Origin of the sequence: Citrobacter sp. MGH106 (genome assembly GCF_001037495.1) — a bacterium.
GTDB classification, from domain to species: domain Bacteria; phylum Pseudomonadota; class Gammaproteobacteria; order Enterobacterales; family Enterobacteriaceae; genus Citrobacter; species Citrobacter murliniae.
In genome coordinates this window covers 1274465-1290179 of record NZ_KQ089822.1, presented here as the reverse complement: position 1 = coordinate 1290179, position 15715 = coordinate 1274465, and the positions used below count along the sequence as shown (strand labels likewise).

The 15715-nt window shown below is 50.5% G+C and carries 13 protein-coding genes and 1 tRNA gene; 10 read left to right on the top strand and 4 right to left on the bottom strand.

The window, feature by feature from the left end:
* The first annotated feature begins 96 nt into the window (after window positions 1–96).
* The 5 genes from SK36_RS06035 (at window position 97) to yejF (ending at window position 7291) form a co-directional block, all read left to right on the top strand.
* Window positions 97–1653 (top strand): cyclic di-GMP phosphodiesterase, encoded by a 1557-nt coding sequence (locus SK36_RS06035; protein WP_048221026.1) that lies wholly within the window; start codon window positions 97–99, stop codon window positions 1651–1653.
* A gap of 112 nt (window positions 1654–1765) precedes the next feature.
* Window positions 1766–3580, top strand: coding sequence for an extracellular solute-binding protein (locus tag SK36_RS06030; protein ID WP_048221025.1), 1815 nt, complete (start codon window positions 1766–1768; stop codon window positions 3578–3580).
* On the top strand, window positions 3581–4675 hold the full coding sequence (locus SK36_RS06025) for a microcin C ABC transporter permease YejB (RefSeq protein WP_045445111.1): 1095 nt from the start codon (window positions 3581–3583) through the stop codon (window positions 4673–4675).
* The gene (locus tag SK36_RS06020) at window positions 4675–5700 is read left to right on the top strand and encodes an ABC transporter permease (protein WP_048221024.1); all 1026 of its coding nucleotides are present in this window, start codon (window positions 4675–4677) and stop codon (window positions 5698–5700) included. Before SK36_RS06025 ends, SK36_RS06020 begins: the two co-directional genes overlap by 1 nt.
* A 1-nt stretch (window position 5701) precedes the next feature.
* Window positions 5702–7291, top strand: coding sequence for a microcin C ABC transporter ATP-binding protein YejF (gene yejF, locus SK36_RS06015; protein WP_048221023.1), 1590 nt, complete (start codon window positions 5702–5704; stop codon window positions 7289–7291).
* A 3-nt stretch (window positions 7292–7294) separates the two neighbouring features.
* Here yejF and SK36_RS06010 read toward each other — a convergent pair whose 3' ends face one another.
* The 3 genes from SK36_RS06010 to rsuA all read right to left on the bottom strand — a co-directional run bounded on the left by SK36_RS06010 (window position 7295) and on the right by rsuA (window position 9887).
* A complete protein-coding gene (locus SK36_RS06010) occupies window positions 7295–7639 on the bottom strand; it encodes a YejG family protein (protein WP_045445119.1) in 345 nt (114 codons plus the stop codon).
* Between the two features lie 328 nt (window positions 7640–7967).
* Window positions 7968–9164 (bottom strand): Bcr/CflA family multidrug efflux MFS transporter, encoded by a 1197-nt coding sequence (locus tag SK36_RS06005; RefSeq protein ID WP_048221022.1) that lies wholly within the window; start codon window positions 9162–9164, stop codon window positions 7968–7970.
* A 15-nt stretch (window positions 9165–9179) separates the two neighbouring features.
* Window positions 9180–9887, bottom strand: coding sequence for a 16S rRNA pseudouridine(516) synthase RsuA (gene rsuA / locus SK36_RS06000; protein WP_045445126.1), 708 nt, complete (start codon window positions 9885–9887; stop codon window positions 9180–9182).
* Window positions 9888–10039: 152 nt separating this feature from the next.
* On the opposite strand from rsuA, the gene SK36_RS05995 reads away from it, so the two are divergent.
* The gene (locus SK36_RS05995; protein WP_048221021.1) at window positions 10040–11800 is read left to right on the top strand and encodes a DNA repair helicase RadD; all 1761 of its coding nucleotides are present in this window, start codon (window positions 10040–10042) and stop codon (window positions 11798–11800) included.
* A gap of 124 nt (window positions 11801–11924) precedes the next feature.
* Window positions 11925–12209: a 50S ribosomal protein L25 gene (rplY, locus tag SK36_RS05990; RefSeq protein WP_045445132.1), complete on the top strand. Its 285-nt coding sequence runs from the start codon at window positions 11925–11927 to the stop codon at window positions 12207–12209.
* Between the two features lie 110 nt (window positions 12210–12319).
* Here the strand turns inward: rplY and yejK are convergent, their stop codons facing one another.
* On the bottom strand, window positions 12320–13327 hold the full coding sequence (gene yejK / locus SK36_RS05985; protein WP_005129293.1) for a nucleoid-associated protein YejK: 1008 nt from the start codon (window positions 13325–13327) through the stop codon (window positions 12320–12322).
* 134 nt (window positions 13328–13461) lie between these two features.
* Here yejK and SK36_RS05980 point away from each other — a divergent pair, with 134 nt between their 5' ends.
* The 3 genes from SK36_RS05980 (at window position 13462) to SK36_RS05970 (ending at window position 15632) form a co-directional block, all read left to right on the top strand.
* The gene (locus SK36_RS05980) at window positions 13462–13689 is read left to right on the top strand and encodes a YejL family protein (protein ID WP_003027506.1); all 228 of its coding nucleotides are present in this window, start codon (window positions 13462–13464) and stop codon (window positions 13687–13689) included.
* Window positions 13690–13720: 31 nt separating this feature from the next.
* Window positions 13721–15481, top strand: coding sequence for an LPS biosynthesis-modulating metalloenzyme YejM (gene yejM, locus SK36_RS05975; protein ID WP_045445137.1), 1761 nt, complete (start codon window positions 13721–13723; stop codon window positions 15479–15481).
* 74 nt (window positions 15482–15555) lie between these two features.
* Window positions 15556–15632, top strand: a tRNA-Pro gene (locus SK36_RS05970).
* Window positions 15633–15715: the final 83 nt, after the last annotated feature.

The window sequence follows — 15715 nt, the reverse complement described above, 5'->3', positions numbered from 1 at the left end:
TAAGAAAAATCTCACTATGTGAGTCATTCCAGGTTATAGTCATACAGATTAAGCGGTTTAATAATAAGCGGTTACTTCGGGTAAACATCAGGAACTATGTTCAAACGCGCCTCTTCTTCCGGTCGGAAAATCCTGCTCACCTGTGTTTTAACGGGGTTAATCGTTGCATTATTCGTCAGCATTCTGCAATTTTTCATGTCATGGCATAATCGAGAAGTTAAGTACGATACGCTGGCGTCCGATATACAGCATCATGTGGAAAAATACTTCGCAGAACTTAGCTTTACTGCCCAGGCACTACAGCCTCTGATCCCCAAAAGCTGTCAGCAAGTTTCATCTAAGCTCACTTCCAGCGCGGCTTTTAGCCTGAATGTTCGCGCTTTTTTGCTGGTAAAAGACGGCATCGCGTTCTGCTCGTCAGCAACCGGAGCGATGGACTCCCCTATTCAGTCATTGATACCCGGCCTGGATATCAGTAAAAAAATCGATATGGAGATCCAGTCTGGTACACCGATGATGCCGACCAAACCAGCCATAATGATTTGGTACCCTCATCCATCACTGGATAATAGTGGCGTATTTGCTTCTCTGAATATCAACCTGGCCCCTTACCTTCTCTATACTGCCCGGCAGGATGATTTTAAAGGTTTTGCCCTGCTCATCGGCAACACCGCAATCTCGACATTTTCTGCTCGATTAATGACGCTTGCCGATCTCCCCGATACCCCCTCACGTGAGGTGGCAATAGGTGACCTGCCGCTAAAGATACGGTTGTATACCGATGAGTGGACATACAACGACGTATGGTATGCCGTAATGTTGGGCTGCATGGGCGGGGTCATTGCCGCTTTACTCTGCTATTACATTTACTCAGTCCGTTTACGACCGGGTAAAGAGATCCTGGCAGCTATCAAGCACAATCAGTTTTATGTGGTCTACCAGCCCGTTATGGATATGCAGACGCTGGAAGTTAAAGGTGTCGAAATATTATTGCGCTGGCGCGATCCTACCGCAGGGGAAATTCCCCCCGATGCGTTTATTCACTATGCCGAATCACAGCAGATGATTGTGCCGTTGACCCAGCACCTGTTCGAACTGGTGTCCCGGGATGCGCCTGTGCTGCAAAAAGTGTTACCTGTTGGGGCCAAATTAGGGATCAATATTGCACCGACTCATCTGCACGACGAAAGTTTTAAAGACGATATTCAGCAACTGAAATCCTCGATGCCTGCGCAGCATTTTCAAATAGTCCTGGAAATTACCGAACGCGATATGCTTGATCAGCATGGAGCGACTCAAATATTTGAGTGGTTGCATTCCGCCGGGTTCGAAATTGCCATTGATGATTTTGGCACCGGCCATAGCGCACTCATCTATCTGGAACGTTTCACCGTCGATTACCTGAAAATCGATCGCGGTTTCGTCAAAGCTATTGGTACAGAAACCGTAACATCCCCGGTACTGGATGCCGTATTGACTCTCTCGAGACGCCTCAATATGCTGACGGTTGCTGAAGGGGTGGAAACCCTGGAGCAAGCCCGTTGGTTACGCGCCCATGGGGTTAATTTTTTTCAGGGATATTGGGTCAGCCGTCCGCTGACTCTTGATAATTTCGTACGCTGGATGGCTAAACCCGATATGCCAAAATGGTGATGGCGTCATGTAATGTGTACAAACACGATACAATAGCCGACGAATCCCTTATTGTTCAGGCATGATATCTGTTGGATAGCGACAGGTGACTGGAAAAGGAAACCATCTTCATATGATCCGACGCGTATTATTACTTTTCATCGCCCTGATTGGTTTTAGCGTACAGGCCCAAACCATCAAAGAAAGCTATGCGTTTGCTGTGCTGGGCGAACCAAAATACGCGTTCAATTTTAATCACTTCGATTATGTTAATCCTGCAGCCCCCAAAGGGGGACAGATCACCCTCTCAGCCATTGGTACATTCGACAACTTTAACCGCTATTCAGTGCGTGGCAATCCCGGTGCGCGCACCGAAACGCTCTATGACACCTTATTTACCACGTCTGACGATGAACCAGGCAGTTACTACCCGCTCATCGCCGATAGCGCACGCTATGCTGACAACTACTCATGGGTAGAAATCACGATTAATCCACGCGCGCGATTTCACGATGGTTCACCCATCACCGCCGCAGACGTCGCATTCACCTTCCAGAAATTTATGACCGAAGGCGTGCCGCAGTTTCGTCTGGTCTACAAAGGCACGACCGTCAAAGCAATCGCCCTGTTAACCGTACGGATTGAATTAGCCAAGCCAGGCAAAGAAGACATGCTCAGCCTGTTTTCATTACCCGTTATGCCAGAGAAGTACTGGAAAGATCACAAGCTCAGCGACCCTTTGCCCTCCCCTCCACTCGCCAGCGGCCCTTACCGCATCACCCAGTGGAAAATGGGACAGTATATAGTCTATTCGCGCGTCAAAGATTATTGGGCCGCTGACCTGCCGGTCAATCGCGGGCGCTGGAACTTTAATACCATTCGATACGATTACTATCTTGATGACAACGTCGCCTTTGAGGCGTTTAAAGCCGGGGCTTTTGACCTGCGCCTTGAGAGCGATGCTAAAAACTGGGCAACACGCTATACCGGTAAAAATTTTGCTAATCACCACATCGTCAAAGATGAACAAAAAAACGAATCCGCACAGGATACTCGCTGGTTAGCCTTTAATATCAAACGTCCGGTATTCAATGACCGGCGTGTACGTGAAGCCATTACGCTGGCTTTTGATTTTGAATGGATGAATAAAGCTCTGTTTTATAATGCCTGGAGCCGAACAAACAGCTATTTTCAGAATACGGAGTATGCCGCGAGAAATTACCCTGACGCGGATGAACTGGTCATACTCGCACCAATGAAGAAAGATCTGCCAACCGAGGTTTTCAATCAAATCTATCAGCCCCCGGTATCTCAAGGCGATGGTTACGATCGTGAGAATTTGTTGAAAGCTAGTGCGTTACTGGATCAGGCTGGATGGGTGTTGAAGGGCCAGCGGAGGATTAACAGCACCAACGGCAAACCACTGGCATTCGAACTGTTACTCCCGGCAGGCAGTAACAGTCAGTGGGTATTACCGTTTCAACACAACCTGCAACGGCTAGGCATTACCATGAATATCCGCCAGGTTGATAACTCGCAAATCACTAACCGCTTGCGCAGTCGCGACTATGACATGATGCCGAGGTTATATCGCGCGACGCCATGGCCAAGTTCTGATCTGCAAATCCTTTGGGCCTCAGAATATATCGATTCCAGCTATAACGCCCCTGGCGTGCAAAGCCCGGTCATTGATAAGTTGATTAACCAAATCATTGCGGCACAGGGTGATAAAGCAAAGCTGATCCCTTTGGGACGCGCGCTGGACAGGGTATTAACCTGGAACTATTACATGCTGCCGATGTGGTTTATGGCAGAGGATCGCCTGGCCTGGTGGGACAAATTTTCACATCCGGCCATCCGCCCCATTTATACCATTGGTCTGGATACCTGGTGGTATGACGTTAACAAAGCGGCAAAACTTCCCGCAGCCAGACGACAGGGAGAATAAATGGGCGCTTATCTGATACGACGTCTGCTGCTGGTGATCCCGACACTTTGGGCCATCATTACTATCAACTTTTTTATCGTGCAGATTGCACCTGGCGGCCCAGTCGAGCAGGCCGTTGCCGCCATTGAATTCGGTCAGTCCGGGGCATTGCCAGGCGCGGGTAGTGAAGGAGTTCGCGCCAGTCATGCGCAAACTGGCGTCGGGAATATCAGTGACAGTAATTATCGAGGCGGACGCGGCCTTGATCCGGAAGTGATCGCCGAAATTACCCGCCGTTACGGATTCGATAAGCCCATTCACGAGCGTTATTTCAAAATGCTCTGGGACTATGTTCGTTTCGACTTTGGCGATAGCCTGTTTCGTAGTGCCTCGGTAATCACGTTGATTAAAGACAGCCTGCCTGTTTCAGTTACTCTGGGGTTATGGAGTACGCTCATCATCTACCTGGTGTCGATTCCACTCGGGATCCGTAAAGCGGTGTATAACGGTAGCCGCTTTGACGTGTGGAGCAGCGCATTCATTATTATCGGCTATGCGATCCCCGCCTTCCTGTTTGCTATTGTATTGATCGTTTTCTTTGCTGGCGGCAGTTACTACGACCTCTTTCCCTTACGGGGCCTGGTTTCCGCTAATTTTGACACACTGCCCTGGTATCAGAAGGTAACCGACTATCTCTGGCACATCACCTTACCGGTGCTGGCAACAGTGGTTGGCGGATTTGCCGCGCTGACCATGCTGACCAAAAACTCATTTCTGGATGAGGTTCGTAAGCAGTATGTTGTCACCGCACGAGCCAAAGGCGTTAGCGAAAAGAATATTCTGTGGAAACACGTTTTCCGTAACGCCATGCTGTTAGTGATAGCAGGCTTCCCAGCTACCTTTATCAGCATGTTTTTCACCGGTTCGCTGCTTATTGAAGTGATGTTTTCGCTTAATGGCCTGGGATTACTAGGTTATGAATCTACCGTGTCACGCGACTACCCGGTGATGTTTGGCACACTCTACATCTTCACCCTGATCGGCCTGCTGCTCAATATCCTGAGTGATATCAGCTATACACTGGTCGATCCTCGTATAGATTTTGAGGGACGCTAATGCCGCGATTAAGCCCCGTCAATCAGGCCCGCTGGGCACGTTTTCGCCATAATCGTCGCGGTTACTGGTCGCTATGGATTTTTCTGGTGCTGTTCGGGCTCAGCTTGTGCTCCGAACTGATTGCGAACGATAAGCCATTGCTGGTGCGCTATGAAGGCGGCTGGTATTTCCCTCTCGTCAAAAACTACAGCGAAAGCGACTTCGGCGGACCGTTGGCAACCAAAGCCGATTATCAGGATCCGTGGCTACAGCAGCGTCTGGAAAGTCAGGGATGGATCCTGTGGGCGCCCGTACGCTTTGGAGCCACCAGCATTAACTTTGCCACCGACAAGCCCTACCCTTCTCCACCGTCGGTACAAAACTGGCTGGGTACGGATGCAAATGGTGGCGATGTGCTGGCGCGGATCCTCTATGGCACACGTATTTCGATTCTTTTTGGTTTGATGTTAACCCTGTGCTCCAGCGTCATGGGCGTTATGGCGGGTGCGCTACAGGGCTACTACGGCGGAAAAGTGGATCTGTGGGGGCAACGATTCATTGAAGTGTGGTCAGGTATGCCGACGCTGTTTCTGATTATTTTGCTATCAAGCGTCGTACAACCGAACTTCTGGTGGCTGCTGGCCATCACGGTACTGTTTGGCTGGATGAGTCTGGTTGGTGTGGTACGCGCCGAATTTTTACGCACGCGAAACTTTGATTACATTCGCGCCGCTCAGGCTCTAGGCGTGAGCGATCGCAACATTATCCTGCGCCATATGTTGCCGAATGCAATGGTCGCCGCCCTGACCTTTTTACCGTTTATATTATGCGCCTCAATCACTACGCTCACATCACTGGATTTTCTGGGATTCGGCTTACCGCTCGGCTCACCATCGCTGGGAGAACTCCTTTTACAGGGTAAAAACAATTTGCAGGCACCGTGGCTTGGGATCACAGCCTTTGTGTCCGTAGCCCTCTTACTCTCGCTACTGATTTTTATTGGTGAAGCGGTGCGTGACGCGTTTGACCCCAACAAGGCGATATAAGATGACACAACCTCTGTTAGCCATTGAGAATTTGTCGGTTGGTTTTCGCCAGCAGGAAACCGTGCGTACCGTGGTCAATAATGTCTCGTTGCATGTTGAAGCAGGTCAAACCCTGGCACTGGTGGGTGAATCTGGCTCGGGTAAGAGCGTCACCGCGCTGTCGATTTTACGTTTATTGCCCTCCCCTCCGGCGGTATACCTCTCCGGCGATATCCGTTTTCACGGTGAACCATTACTCCATGCTAACGAGCAGACGCTACGCGGCGTACGGGGAAATAAAATCGCAATGATTTTTCAGGAGCCGATGGTGTCGCTGAACCCGCTCCATAGTCTGGAGAAACAACTCTATGAGGTGCTGTCACTTCACCGGGGAATGCGTCGGGAGGCTGCACGGGCAGAAATCCTGAATTGTCTGGATCGCGTAGGGATACGTCAGGCGGCAAAACGTCTGGCGGACTATCCGCACCAGCTTTCCGGCGGCGAACGCCAGCGCGTCATGATCGCGATGGCGCTACTAACACGTCCGGAGCTGTTAATTGCCGATGAGCCCACTACCGCGCTGGATGTGTCCGTGCAGGCACAGATCCTGCAACTGCTACGGGAATTGCAGCGCGAATTGAACATGGGTCTGCTGTTTATCACCCATAATCTCAGCATTGTGAAAAAACTGGCAGATTCCGTTGCAGTTATGCAAAACGGTCAGTGTGTTGAGAAAAATCAGGCCGGGATACTGCTTTCATCCCCTTCCCATCCCTACACGCAAAAATTATTACACAGCGAACCTTCCGGCGAGCCGGTACCGTTACCGGCCGGACAATCTCCCTTGCTGGAAGTTGAGCGTCTCTGTGTCGGTTTTCCCGTTCGCAAAGGCATCCTTAAACGCGTCGTGGACCATAATGTGGTGGTTAATAACGTCAGCTTTTCTTTGAAAGCTGGGGAAACGTTAGGGCTGGTAGGTGAATCAGGCTCAGGCAAAAGCACCACTGGCCTGGCTCTACTGAGGCTAATCGCATCACAAGGGAGTATTGTATTTGATGGTCACGCGCTGCATACGTTAAATCGTCGTCAGCTGTTGCCGGTGCGCCATCGCATTCAGGTTGTCTTTCAGGACCCAAATTCTTCACTGAATCCGCGTTTGAGTGTTTTACAGATCATTGAAGAAGGATTGCGGGTTCACCAGCCAACCCTTTCGGCAGAACAACGCGAAGTACAAGTGAAAGCGGTCATGGCAGAAGTGGGGCTGGATTCTGAAACGCGACATCGCTATCCTGCGGAATTTTCCGGTGGTCAACGCCAACGCATCGCAATTGCCAGAGCCTTAATTTTAAAACCATCACTTATCATTCTGGATGAGCCAACATCCTCACTCGACAGAACCGTACAGGCGCAAATCCTGACGCTGCTGAAGTTATTACAGGAAAAGCATCGCCTGGCTTATATCTTCATCAGCCACGATTTGCATGTTGTACGTGCGTTGTGCCATCAGGTGATTGTGCTAAGGCAGGGAGAGGTCGTGGAACAGGGGCAATGCGAGCACGTATTTAACGCACCACAACAGGAATATACGCGTCAGCTGCTCGCGCTAAGCTGACGCTCAAAATGGATTGTTGTTTGAAAAAGGTTCCGCTATCGCCACACCGAAATTTTTCAGCCTGCAGGTTGCGGCAAATTCATCCTGGCGATTTACAAACAGGCACGGTTCCCCTTCACATTCCAGAACGGAACAAGGAACCTCAATGTCGCTGAGCGCCTGACTGAGTTTATGCATTACCGACCACGCGCTGTCACCGTCGGGACTGAGCAATTTGAGCGCCACCAGGCTGTTCTCCGTGCTCTGACCGTTTTGCGGAATCGGTTCAACCTTTGAACCTGCGAAACCCACCGACCAACGATAGCACTGCGGCAGACGATGAACGATTGAGAGTTGTAATGTAGTCACTTTTATTCCCCGGAAGCACAATTACTTCACAATTATTTTACACCAATATTAACACATCATTGACATCACGTCTTTAGAGAGTTAGTAAACGTTTACATCCAGTCCGTATGCGGCTTACTTAGCCAGGTATTTAAATTTATTTATCAATTCGGACATCTTTGCGGGCTATATGTACTCGTTTCTGCGATCTAACTCAACCTTTTTAACTACAATGGTGTGACTTTTTACATAAATTGATTTTACATAAAATAAACATAAGCTGGGGAAATGATAGATTTGCTGTTGATGTACATCACCTCTGAAGGCCTTGTGGCCTCCAGGTTGTGTATTAGATCACCGTTTTTTTTGCACGGCTGGCATAGAGATAGAAAAGAATTGAACTGGTAGCACAAAATGCTATCGACCAGATCATCGGCCAGGCTGAATTAAAGGTCGCCAGTGACAACAGCGCACCAACAATAGCGCCAATGCCAAAGCGGAAAGTCCCGGCCAGCGATGACGCCGTACCTGCCATATGCGGGAACTCATCCAGAATGACTGCCATCGCGTTTGATGACACCATCGACACGCAACCGACAAACGCAGCAACACCAACCACCAGCGCCCAGAACCCTAGCCCGAACAACGCGCTGAATACCATCCAGCCAGCCATAACGAACTGGATCCATAGCCCGGTGCGGAACATATTTAATGCCCCAACCCGACGGACAAATCGGCTGTTGATAATTGTCATCACAAACAGGAAGACGATGTTCAGCGCAAAGTAATAGCCGAAATTCTGTGGCGAAACATGGTTGATCTCAATGTAGACAAAGGGTCCGGCGCTAAGGAATGAGAACATCCCAGCAAAACTAAACCCACTGGCCAGCATGTAGCTCAAGACCCGCTTGTGTCGAAACAACGAGGCGAAGTTCCCCATTGTCGTGCGCAGGCGAAAAGGCTGACGGCGCTCGACGGGCAGAGTCTCTTTGATAAGGGTAAAAATCATCACCGAGGCCAGAATTGCTGCTAAGGCCAGGATCCAAAAGATGTAGTGCCAGCTTAACCATACTAACACCCAGCCCCCCACAATCGGGGCCATCAACGGAGCAATTGTCGTGACCAGCATGACGAATGACATCATGCGCGAAAATTCTTCTTTCGGATAAATATCGCGCATCAGAGCATTGATAACCACGCTCGCTGCCGCAGCCGCCAGGCCGTGGAAGAAACGCATAATGATCAATTGATCGATAGTTTGCGCCAGCGCACAAGCAACGGCCGCCGCGGCGAAAACCAGCGTTCCCCCCAAAATCACCGGCTTGCGCCCAATGCTGTCTGCCATTGGGCCATAGAGCAGCTGCCCTACCGCGAATCCCAGAATATAGGTACTGAGAGTCATTTGCGCACTGCCCGCAGGCACGCCAAACTGAGCTGAAATCACCGGCAGAGCCGGAAGATACATATCGATCGACAACGGCATCAACATGGCCAACAAGCCAAGGATAAAAACAATGGCAATTGAAGAGTTCTGCCGGGTGGTCACATTTAGCTCCTGAAATTAACGAGGGGTTAAGTTAACGCTGGCAATTTCTTCTTCGGTCAATGGACGGTACTCACCAGGCGCAAGATCGTCATCAAGCTTGATGGCACCGATTCGCTCACGATGCAGTGCCACAACGTGGTTCCCCACGGCAGCAAACATACGTTTAACCTGATGATAGCGCCCTTCACTGATGGTCAAACGGACCTGCGTAGGCGTAATGACTTCCAGCACCGCCGGTTTAGTGAGATCTTTCTCATTATGCAGTTGAACACCCCGGGTAAACTGTTCGGCGGTATCTTCTGCCACCGGCGACTCCAGCGTCACCAGATAGGTTTTCTCACAATGGTGACGCGGAGAAGTGATGCGATGTGACCACTGTCCATCATCGGTCATCAGTACCAGCCCGGTGGTATCAATGTCCAGACGCCCTGCCGCATGCAGTTTGTAGGCAACAGGCTCATCAAGGAAATAGAGCACCGTCGGATGATCCGGGTCATCCGTTGAGCAAACATAGCCCTGAGGTTTATTAAGCATAAAATAGCGCGGGCCATTTTGTTGAACCAGGGAATTGCCGTCATATTCAACGTCATGTTCTGGCAGCAGTTTAAACGCGCTATTTCTGACGATTTCACCATCAACGGTAACACGGTTACCACGGATTTCACGCCCGGCAATAGCGCGGCTGACGCCGAGTTGCTGAGCGATAAATTTATCAAGTCGCATGAGTGTGATTTTGCCTGTAACAATACGGAAATCGAGCGTTATGCCCGAAAAGTGGAGCCGTTTTCCGCCCAGTATAACGAGCTAACAACTTCCCTCAAGGGAAAAAGATTCGTGGCATACTATTCATCGTTACCATTTATCACAGTGAGACCATGACTTTTACACTTCGTCCCTACCAAAAAGAAGCCGTGGATGCCACGCTCAACCACTTTCGCCACCACCGCACACCTGCGGTAATCGTCCTGCCAACCGGAGCCGGTAAAAGCCTGGTGATTGCCGAACTGGCTCGCGTGGCGCGTGGGCGCGTGTTAGTGCTGGCACATGTAAAAGAACTGGTCGCGCAAAACCACGCAAAGTACTGCGCACTAGGGCTGGAAGCTGATATTTTTGCCGCGGGTCTGAAGCGTAAAGAGAGTCATGGAAAAGTGGTTTTCGGTAGCGTGCAATCAGTCGCACGCAATCTTGAGGCGTTTCAGGCTGAGTTTTCCCTGTTAATCGTCGATGAGTGCCATCGCATCGGTGATGATGAAGAAAGTCAGTATCAGCAAATCCTTACTCACCTGACCAAAGTAAACCCTCACTTGCGCCTGCTCGGTCTTACCGCCACACCTTTTCGTCTCGGTAAAGGCTGGATTTACCATTTTCATTATCATGGCATGGTGCGCGGAGATGAAAAGGCGCTGTTTCGCGACTGCATTTACGAATTACCGCTGCGCTACATGATTAAACATGGCTATCTGACGCCACCAGAACGCCTTGATATGCCAGTAGTCCAGTATGACTTTAGTCGCCTGCAGGCGCAGAGTAATGGCTTGTTTAGCGAAGCTGACCTTAACCGGGAGCTGAAAAAGCAGCAGCGAATAACGCCGCATATCATCAGCCAGATTATTGAGTTTGCCCAGACGCGCAAAGGGGTAATGATTTTCGCCGCCACCGTTGAGCACGCTAAAGAGATTCTCGGGCTGTTACCTGCTGACGATGCTGCTCTCATTACTGGCGATACACCAGGAAGCGAGCGCGACGTACTTATTGAAAACTTTAAAGCACAACGCTTTCGCTACCTGGTCAACGTGGCGGTATTAACCACCGGATTTGATGCCCCGCACGTCGACCTCATTGCGATCCTGCGCCCTACCGAGTCAGTTAGTCTTTACCAACAGATTGTCGGGCGCGGGTTACGACTGGCACCAGGCAAGACCGATTGTCTGATCCTCGACTACGCAGGTAATCCACACGATTTGTACGCCCCGGAAGTCGGCGCGCCGAAAGGGAAAAGCGACAATGTCCCGGTACAGGTTTTCTGTCCAGCCTGCGGGTTTGCAAACACCTTCTGGGGAAAGATGACCGCCGATGGCACGCTAATTGAACATTTTGGCCGACGCTGTCAGGGCTGGTTTGAAGATGATGATGGCCATCGTGAACAGTGCGATTTTCGTTTCCGCTTTAAAAATTGTCCGCAATGCAATGCTGAAAATGACATCGCCGCCCGGCGCTGTCGTGCGTGCGATACCGTCCTGGTCGACCCGGATGATATGCTAAAGGCGGCGTTGAGGCTCAAAGATGCGCTGGTCCTGCGTTGTAGCGGAATGGTGCTACAGAATGGTCAGGATGACAAAGGCGAATGGCTGAAAATCACCTATTACGATGAAGATGGCGCAGATGTCAGCGAGCGCTTTCGCTTGCACACTCCCGCTCAACGCACTGCGTTTGAGCAGCTATTTATTCGCCCTCACACCCGAACACCGGGTATTCCATTACGCTGGATAACCGCCGCAGATATTCTTGCGCAACAGGCCCTGTTACGGTATCCCGATTTTGTGGTCGCACGCATGAAAGGTCAGTACTGGCAAGTCCGAGAAAAGGTCTTCGATTATGAAGGCCGCTTCCGGCGAGCACATGAATTACGTGGTTAATTGTACTTTTGATTGATGTACCAGCCGTTTGAGTATAGAATCTCGCCCGCTTTTGCATACGCAAAGCAGATCACTTACCTGTTGCTGGGTCGCCTGTAACAGGACTTAATTAAGAGAGATTTAAATGTTTACTATCAATGCAGAAGTACGTAAAGAGCAGGGTAAGGGTGCGAGCCGCCGCCTGCGTACCGCTAACAAGTTCCCGGCAATCATCTACGGTGGCGCAGAAGCCCCGATTGCTATCGAACTGGATCACGATTCAATCATGAACATGCAAGCTAAAGCTGAATTTTACAGCGAAGTTCTGACCATCGTTGTTGACGGTAAAGAAGTTAAAGTTAAAGCTCAGGCAGTACAGCGTCATCCGTTCAAGCCAAAACTGGCTCACATCGACTTCGTTCGCGCGTAATCGCCAACAAGTTGAAGAAAAACCCCGCCTCGGCGGGGTTTTTTTATGGCATCTTGTGAACGATGATGACACAGGCCGGGGAGATGTTTACATCACAGCCCGGCATCCACTTATTTTCCGCCCGAAGTCCGACGCTGTAGCTGATCGCGCAGATTCGGTGGAGTACCTTTGATGGTTAAGGTATCCGTTGCCGGATCCCAGAAGATACGCTCACCCAACAGCATGGCATCAAAGTTAATCGTCAACCCACCGCCGCTCCCGGCAAACTTGGTTAACTGGCGCAGTGTACTGCGATCCGCCGGGAAGCTCTCTTCCAGCTCATACCCTTTATCAGCAGTAAACTCACTGAAACTGACTTCACTGACGCCGGAAAGCTCTTTCGACAGTGACTCCAGCTCAATCTCTTCACCCGCCTGGAGCTGCTCGTTACAGTAGCTGTAAACCTGCTGACGCACATTCTGGCGCTCGGCTTTGTCCAGTTGAGCTTCGGCGGTAAAGTCATCCACAGCTTGCAGTAAGCCTCGGTTTTGCGCTTTGGCGTTCAGCCCTTCGCTGGCACCAAGAAAATCCATAAAGAAATCAGCAACTTTACGCCCTACCCGACCTTTCAGGAAAGTCAGGTAGCGTGTGGACTCGGGATTAGTCTCCCACTCGGTTAAATCAATGCGTGCCACGATGTCTGCATGATTGATATCCAGATAGTGCGTCGGGTTGATATCCAGGTTTTCATTGACGCGCATGCTGCTCAAATTGTTCAGCACTGCGACCAGCAGGTACTCTACCGCCAGATAGCGATAATGGCAGAACAGTACGATCCCACCGTCGGCAAACGGATATTTCGCCAGTTCGTCACGCAAACGCCCCGTCGCAGCACGACTAAACGCCAGAAAATCCTCTTCTCCCTGGCGCTGCAAACGCAAGGTTTGCGCCAGTTCGCTCTCTTCGCTAAAGAGGCCATACGCTTTGTTCTTAGCGCTGTACACCCGATGCAGTTCAGCCATCATCTCGACAACGGTCGCTGTCGGTTCCAGTAATGAATCGCGCAAGACCAGCTCAAGGTTCTGCTCATCACGCTTGATAAGCTGGTGCAGGGCAATCTGGTTGATATCCAGACTCATGATAAACTCTCCTTTAAGACCGGGCGGTATTCAACCACCTGCCGGGCAGTGACGCAATAGAAGATAAAAAAGCAGAAAAAAAACTGTCGCTACGGTAATATGTTGCCCTTTCATGAACAGACTGATTTCGATTTATGCCACAAATTTCCCGCTATAGTGATGAACACGTTGAACAATTGTTGAATGAGATGCTCAACGTACTGGAAAAACATAAGGCGCCGACCGATCTTTCCCTGATGGTGCTGGGAAACATGGTCACTAACCTTATCAATACAAGCATCGCTCCGGCCCAGCGCCAGGCGATTGCAAACTCTTTTGCCCGCGCATTACAGTCTTCGGTAAACGACGACCAAGCGCATTGAGAGCCTGCTCCGGGGAAACGAACAACAGTTTATGCTAACTCATCGTCAGCGCTACCGTGAGAAAGTCTCCCAGATGGTTAGCTGGGGACACTGGTTTGCCCTGTTCAACATTCTGTTGGCCATGGTGCTCGGTAGTCGGTACCTGTTTGTCGCCGACTGGCCGACTACGCTTGCAGGTCGTGTCTATTCTTACCTGAGCATTGTCGGGCATTTTAGCTTCCTGGTGTTTGCCACCTACCTGCTGATACTGTTTCCCCTGACGTTTATCGTCATGTCCCAGAGGCTGATGCGATTCTTATCAGCCATCCTGGCAACGGTAGGTATGACGTTGCTGTTAATTGACAGCGAAGTTTTCACTCGTTTCCACCTGCACCTCAATCCCATTGTCTGGGAACTGGTCATTAACCCTGACCAGAACGAAGCTGCACGCGACTGGCAGCTGATGTTTATCAGCGTGCCGATAATTCTGCTAATAGAAATGCTGTTTGCGACCTGGAGCTGGCAGAAGCTGCGCAGTCTGACGCGTCGCCGTCATTTCGCTAAGCCGTTAGCAGCATTCTTTTTCGTTTCATTTATCGCCTCCCATGTGGTGTATATCTGGGCAGATGCTAACTTCTATCGCCCAATTACCATGCAGCGCGCTAACCTGCCACTTTCCTATCCGATGACAGCGCGTAAGTTTCTGGAAAAACATGGTCTGCTGGACGCGCAAGAGTATCAGCGCCGTCTGATCGAGCAAGGAAACCCGGAAGCTGTTTCTGTGCAGTATCCACTTAGCGAACTACGTTATCGTGATATGGGAACCGGCCAGAATGTCCTGCTGATCACTGTCGACGGCCTGAACTACTCACGCTTTGAAAAGCAGATGCCAGCACTGGCTGAATTCGCCGGACAGAATATCTCTTTCACGCGCCACATGAGTTCAGGGAACACCTCGGATAACGGTATCTTTGGCCTGTTTTATGGCGTTTCGCCAAGCTATATGGATGGCATTTTGGCGACCAGAACGCCTGCTGCTCTGATCTCCGCGCTGAATCAACAAGGTTATCAGTTGGGGTTATTCTCTTCTGATGGCTTCACCAGCCCGCTTTATCGTCAGGCGCTACTGTCGGATTTCTCCATGCCGAGCGTGCAAACACAATCTGACGAACAAACGGCAAACCAATGGATCAACTGGCTGGGCCGCTACGCGCAGGAAGATAACCGCTGGTTCTCATGGGTCTCCTTTAACGGTACCAACATTGACGACAGCAACCAGAAGAATTTTGTTAAACGGTACGCCAACGCGGCTCAGGACGTAGACGCGAACATTAACCGTATCCTTAGCGCCCTGCGTGAATCAGGTAAGCTGGACAATACGGTTGTCATCATTACCGCGGGTCGCGGTGTACCGCTGTCTCAGGAAGAGAACAACTTCGACTGGTCTCGTGGTCATCTACAGGTTCCGCTGGTGATTCACTGGCCTGGTACACCCGCACAGCGTATTAATAGCCTGACCGATCATACCGACCTGATGACCACGCTCATGCAACGCCTGCTGCACGTCAGTACGCCTGCGAACGAATATTCTCAGGGGCAGGATCTGTTCAATGCCACGCGCCGCCATTATTGGGTAACAGCAGCCGACGGCAATACGCTGGCGATTACCACACCGGAGATGACGCTGGTGCTCAACAGCAACGGTAATTACCAGACGTATAATTTGCACGGCGAGAAAATCAAAGATCAGAAGCCGCAGCTAAGCCTGCTGCTGCAGGTATTGACGGATGAGAAACGATTTATTGCTAACTGATTAATTATAAATCAGTTAGCAAGGTCTCCCCTTGCATTCGTGGTGGAAAGCAGTAGTATTAGCAGCCATAGCGTCGGCACGTAGCGCAGCCTGGTAGCGCACCGTCATGGGGTGTCGGGGGTCGGAGGTTCAAATCCTCTCGTGCCGACCAATCAAATTTTATGAACAAGTCATCAAAACTCGTTCATAGCCCCCCTAAAGCAGCGAGTTGCAAAACTCGCTGCTTTTTGTTGC

Excerpts from the sequence above, each read along its gene's own strand:
- SK36_RS06035 (WP_048221026.1), top strand. The coding sequence starts at position 97 with ATGTTCAAACGCGCCTCTTCTTCCGGTCGGAAAATCCTGCTCACCTGT.
- SK36_RS06030 (WP_048221025.1), top strand. The coding sequence starts at position 1,766 with ATGATCCGACGCGTATTATTACTTTTCATCGCCCTGATTGGTTTTAGC.
- SK36_RS06025 (WP_045445111.1), top strand. The coding sequence starts at position 3,581 with ATGGGCGCTTATCTGATACGACGTCTGCTGCTGGTGATCCCGACACTT.
- SK36_RS06020 (WP_048221024.1), top strand. The coding sequence starts at position 4,675 with ATGCCGCGATTAAGCCCCGTCAATCAGGCCCGCTGGGCACGTTTTCGC.
- yejF (WP_048221023.1), top strand. The coding sequence starts at position 5,702 with ATGACACAACCTCTGTTAGCCATTGAGAATTTGTCGGTTGGTTTTCGC.
- rsuA (WP_045445126.1), bottom strand. The coding sequence starts at position 9,887 with ATGCGACTTGATAAATTTATCGCTCAGCAACTCGGCGTCAGCCGCGCT.
- SK36_RS05995 (WP_048221021.1), top strand. The coding sequence starts at position 10,040 with ATGACTTTTACACTTCGTCCCTACCAAAAAGAAGCCGTGGATGCCACG.
- rplY (WP_045445132.1), top strand. The coding sequence starts at position 11,925 with ATGTTTACTATCAATGCAGAAGTACGTAAAGAGCAGGGTAAGGGTGCG.
- yejK (WP_005129293.1), bottom strand. The coding sequence starts at position 13,327 with ATGAGTCTGGATATCAACCAGATTGCCCTGCACCAGCTTATCAAGCGT.
- SK36_RS05980 (WP_003027506.1), top strand. The coding sequence starts at position 13,462 with ATGCCACAAATTTCCCGCTATAGTGATGAACACGTTGAACAATTGTTG.
- yejM (WP_045445137.1), top strand. The coding sequence starts at position 13,721 with ATGCTAACTCATCGTCAGCGCTACCGTGAGAAAGTCTCCCAGATGGTT.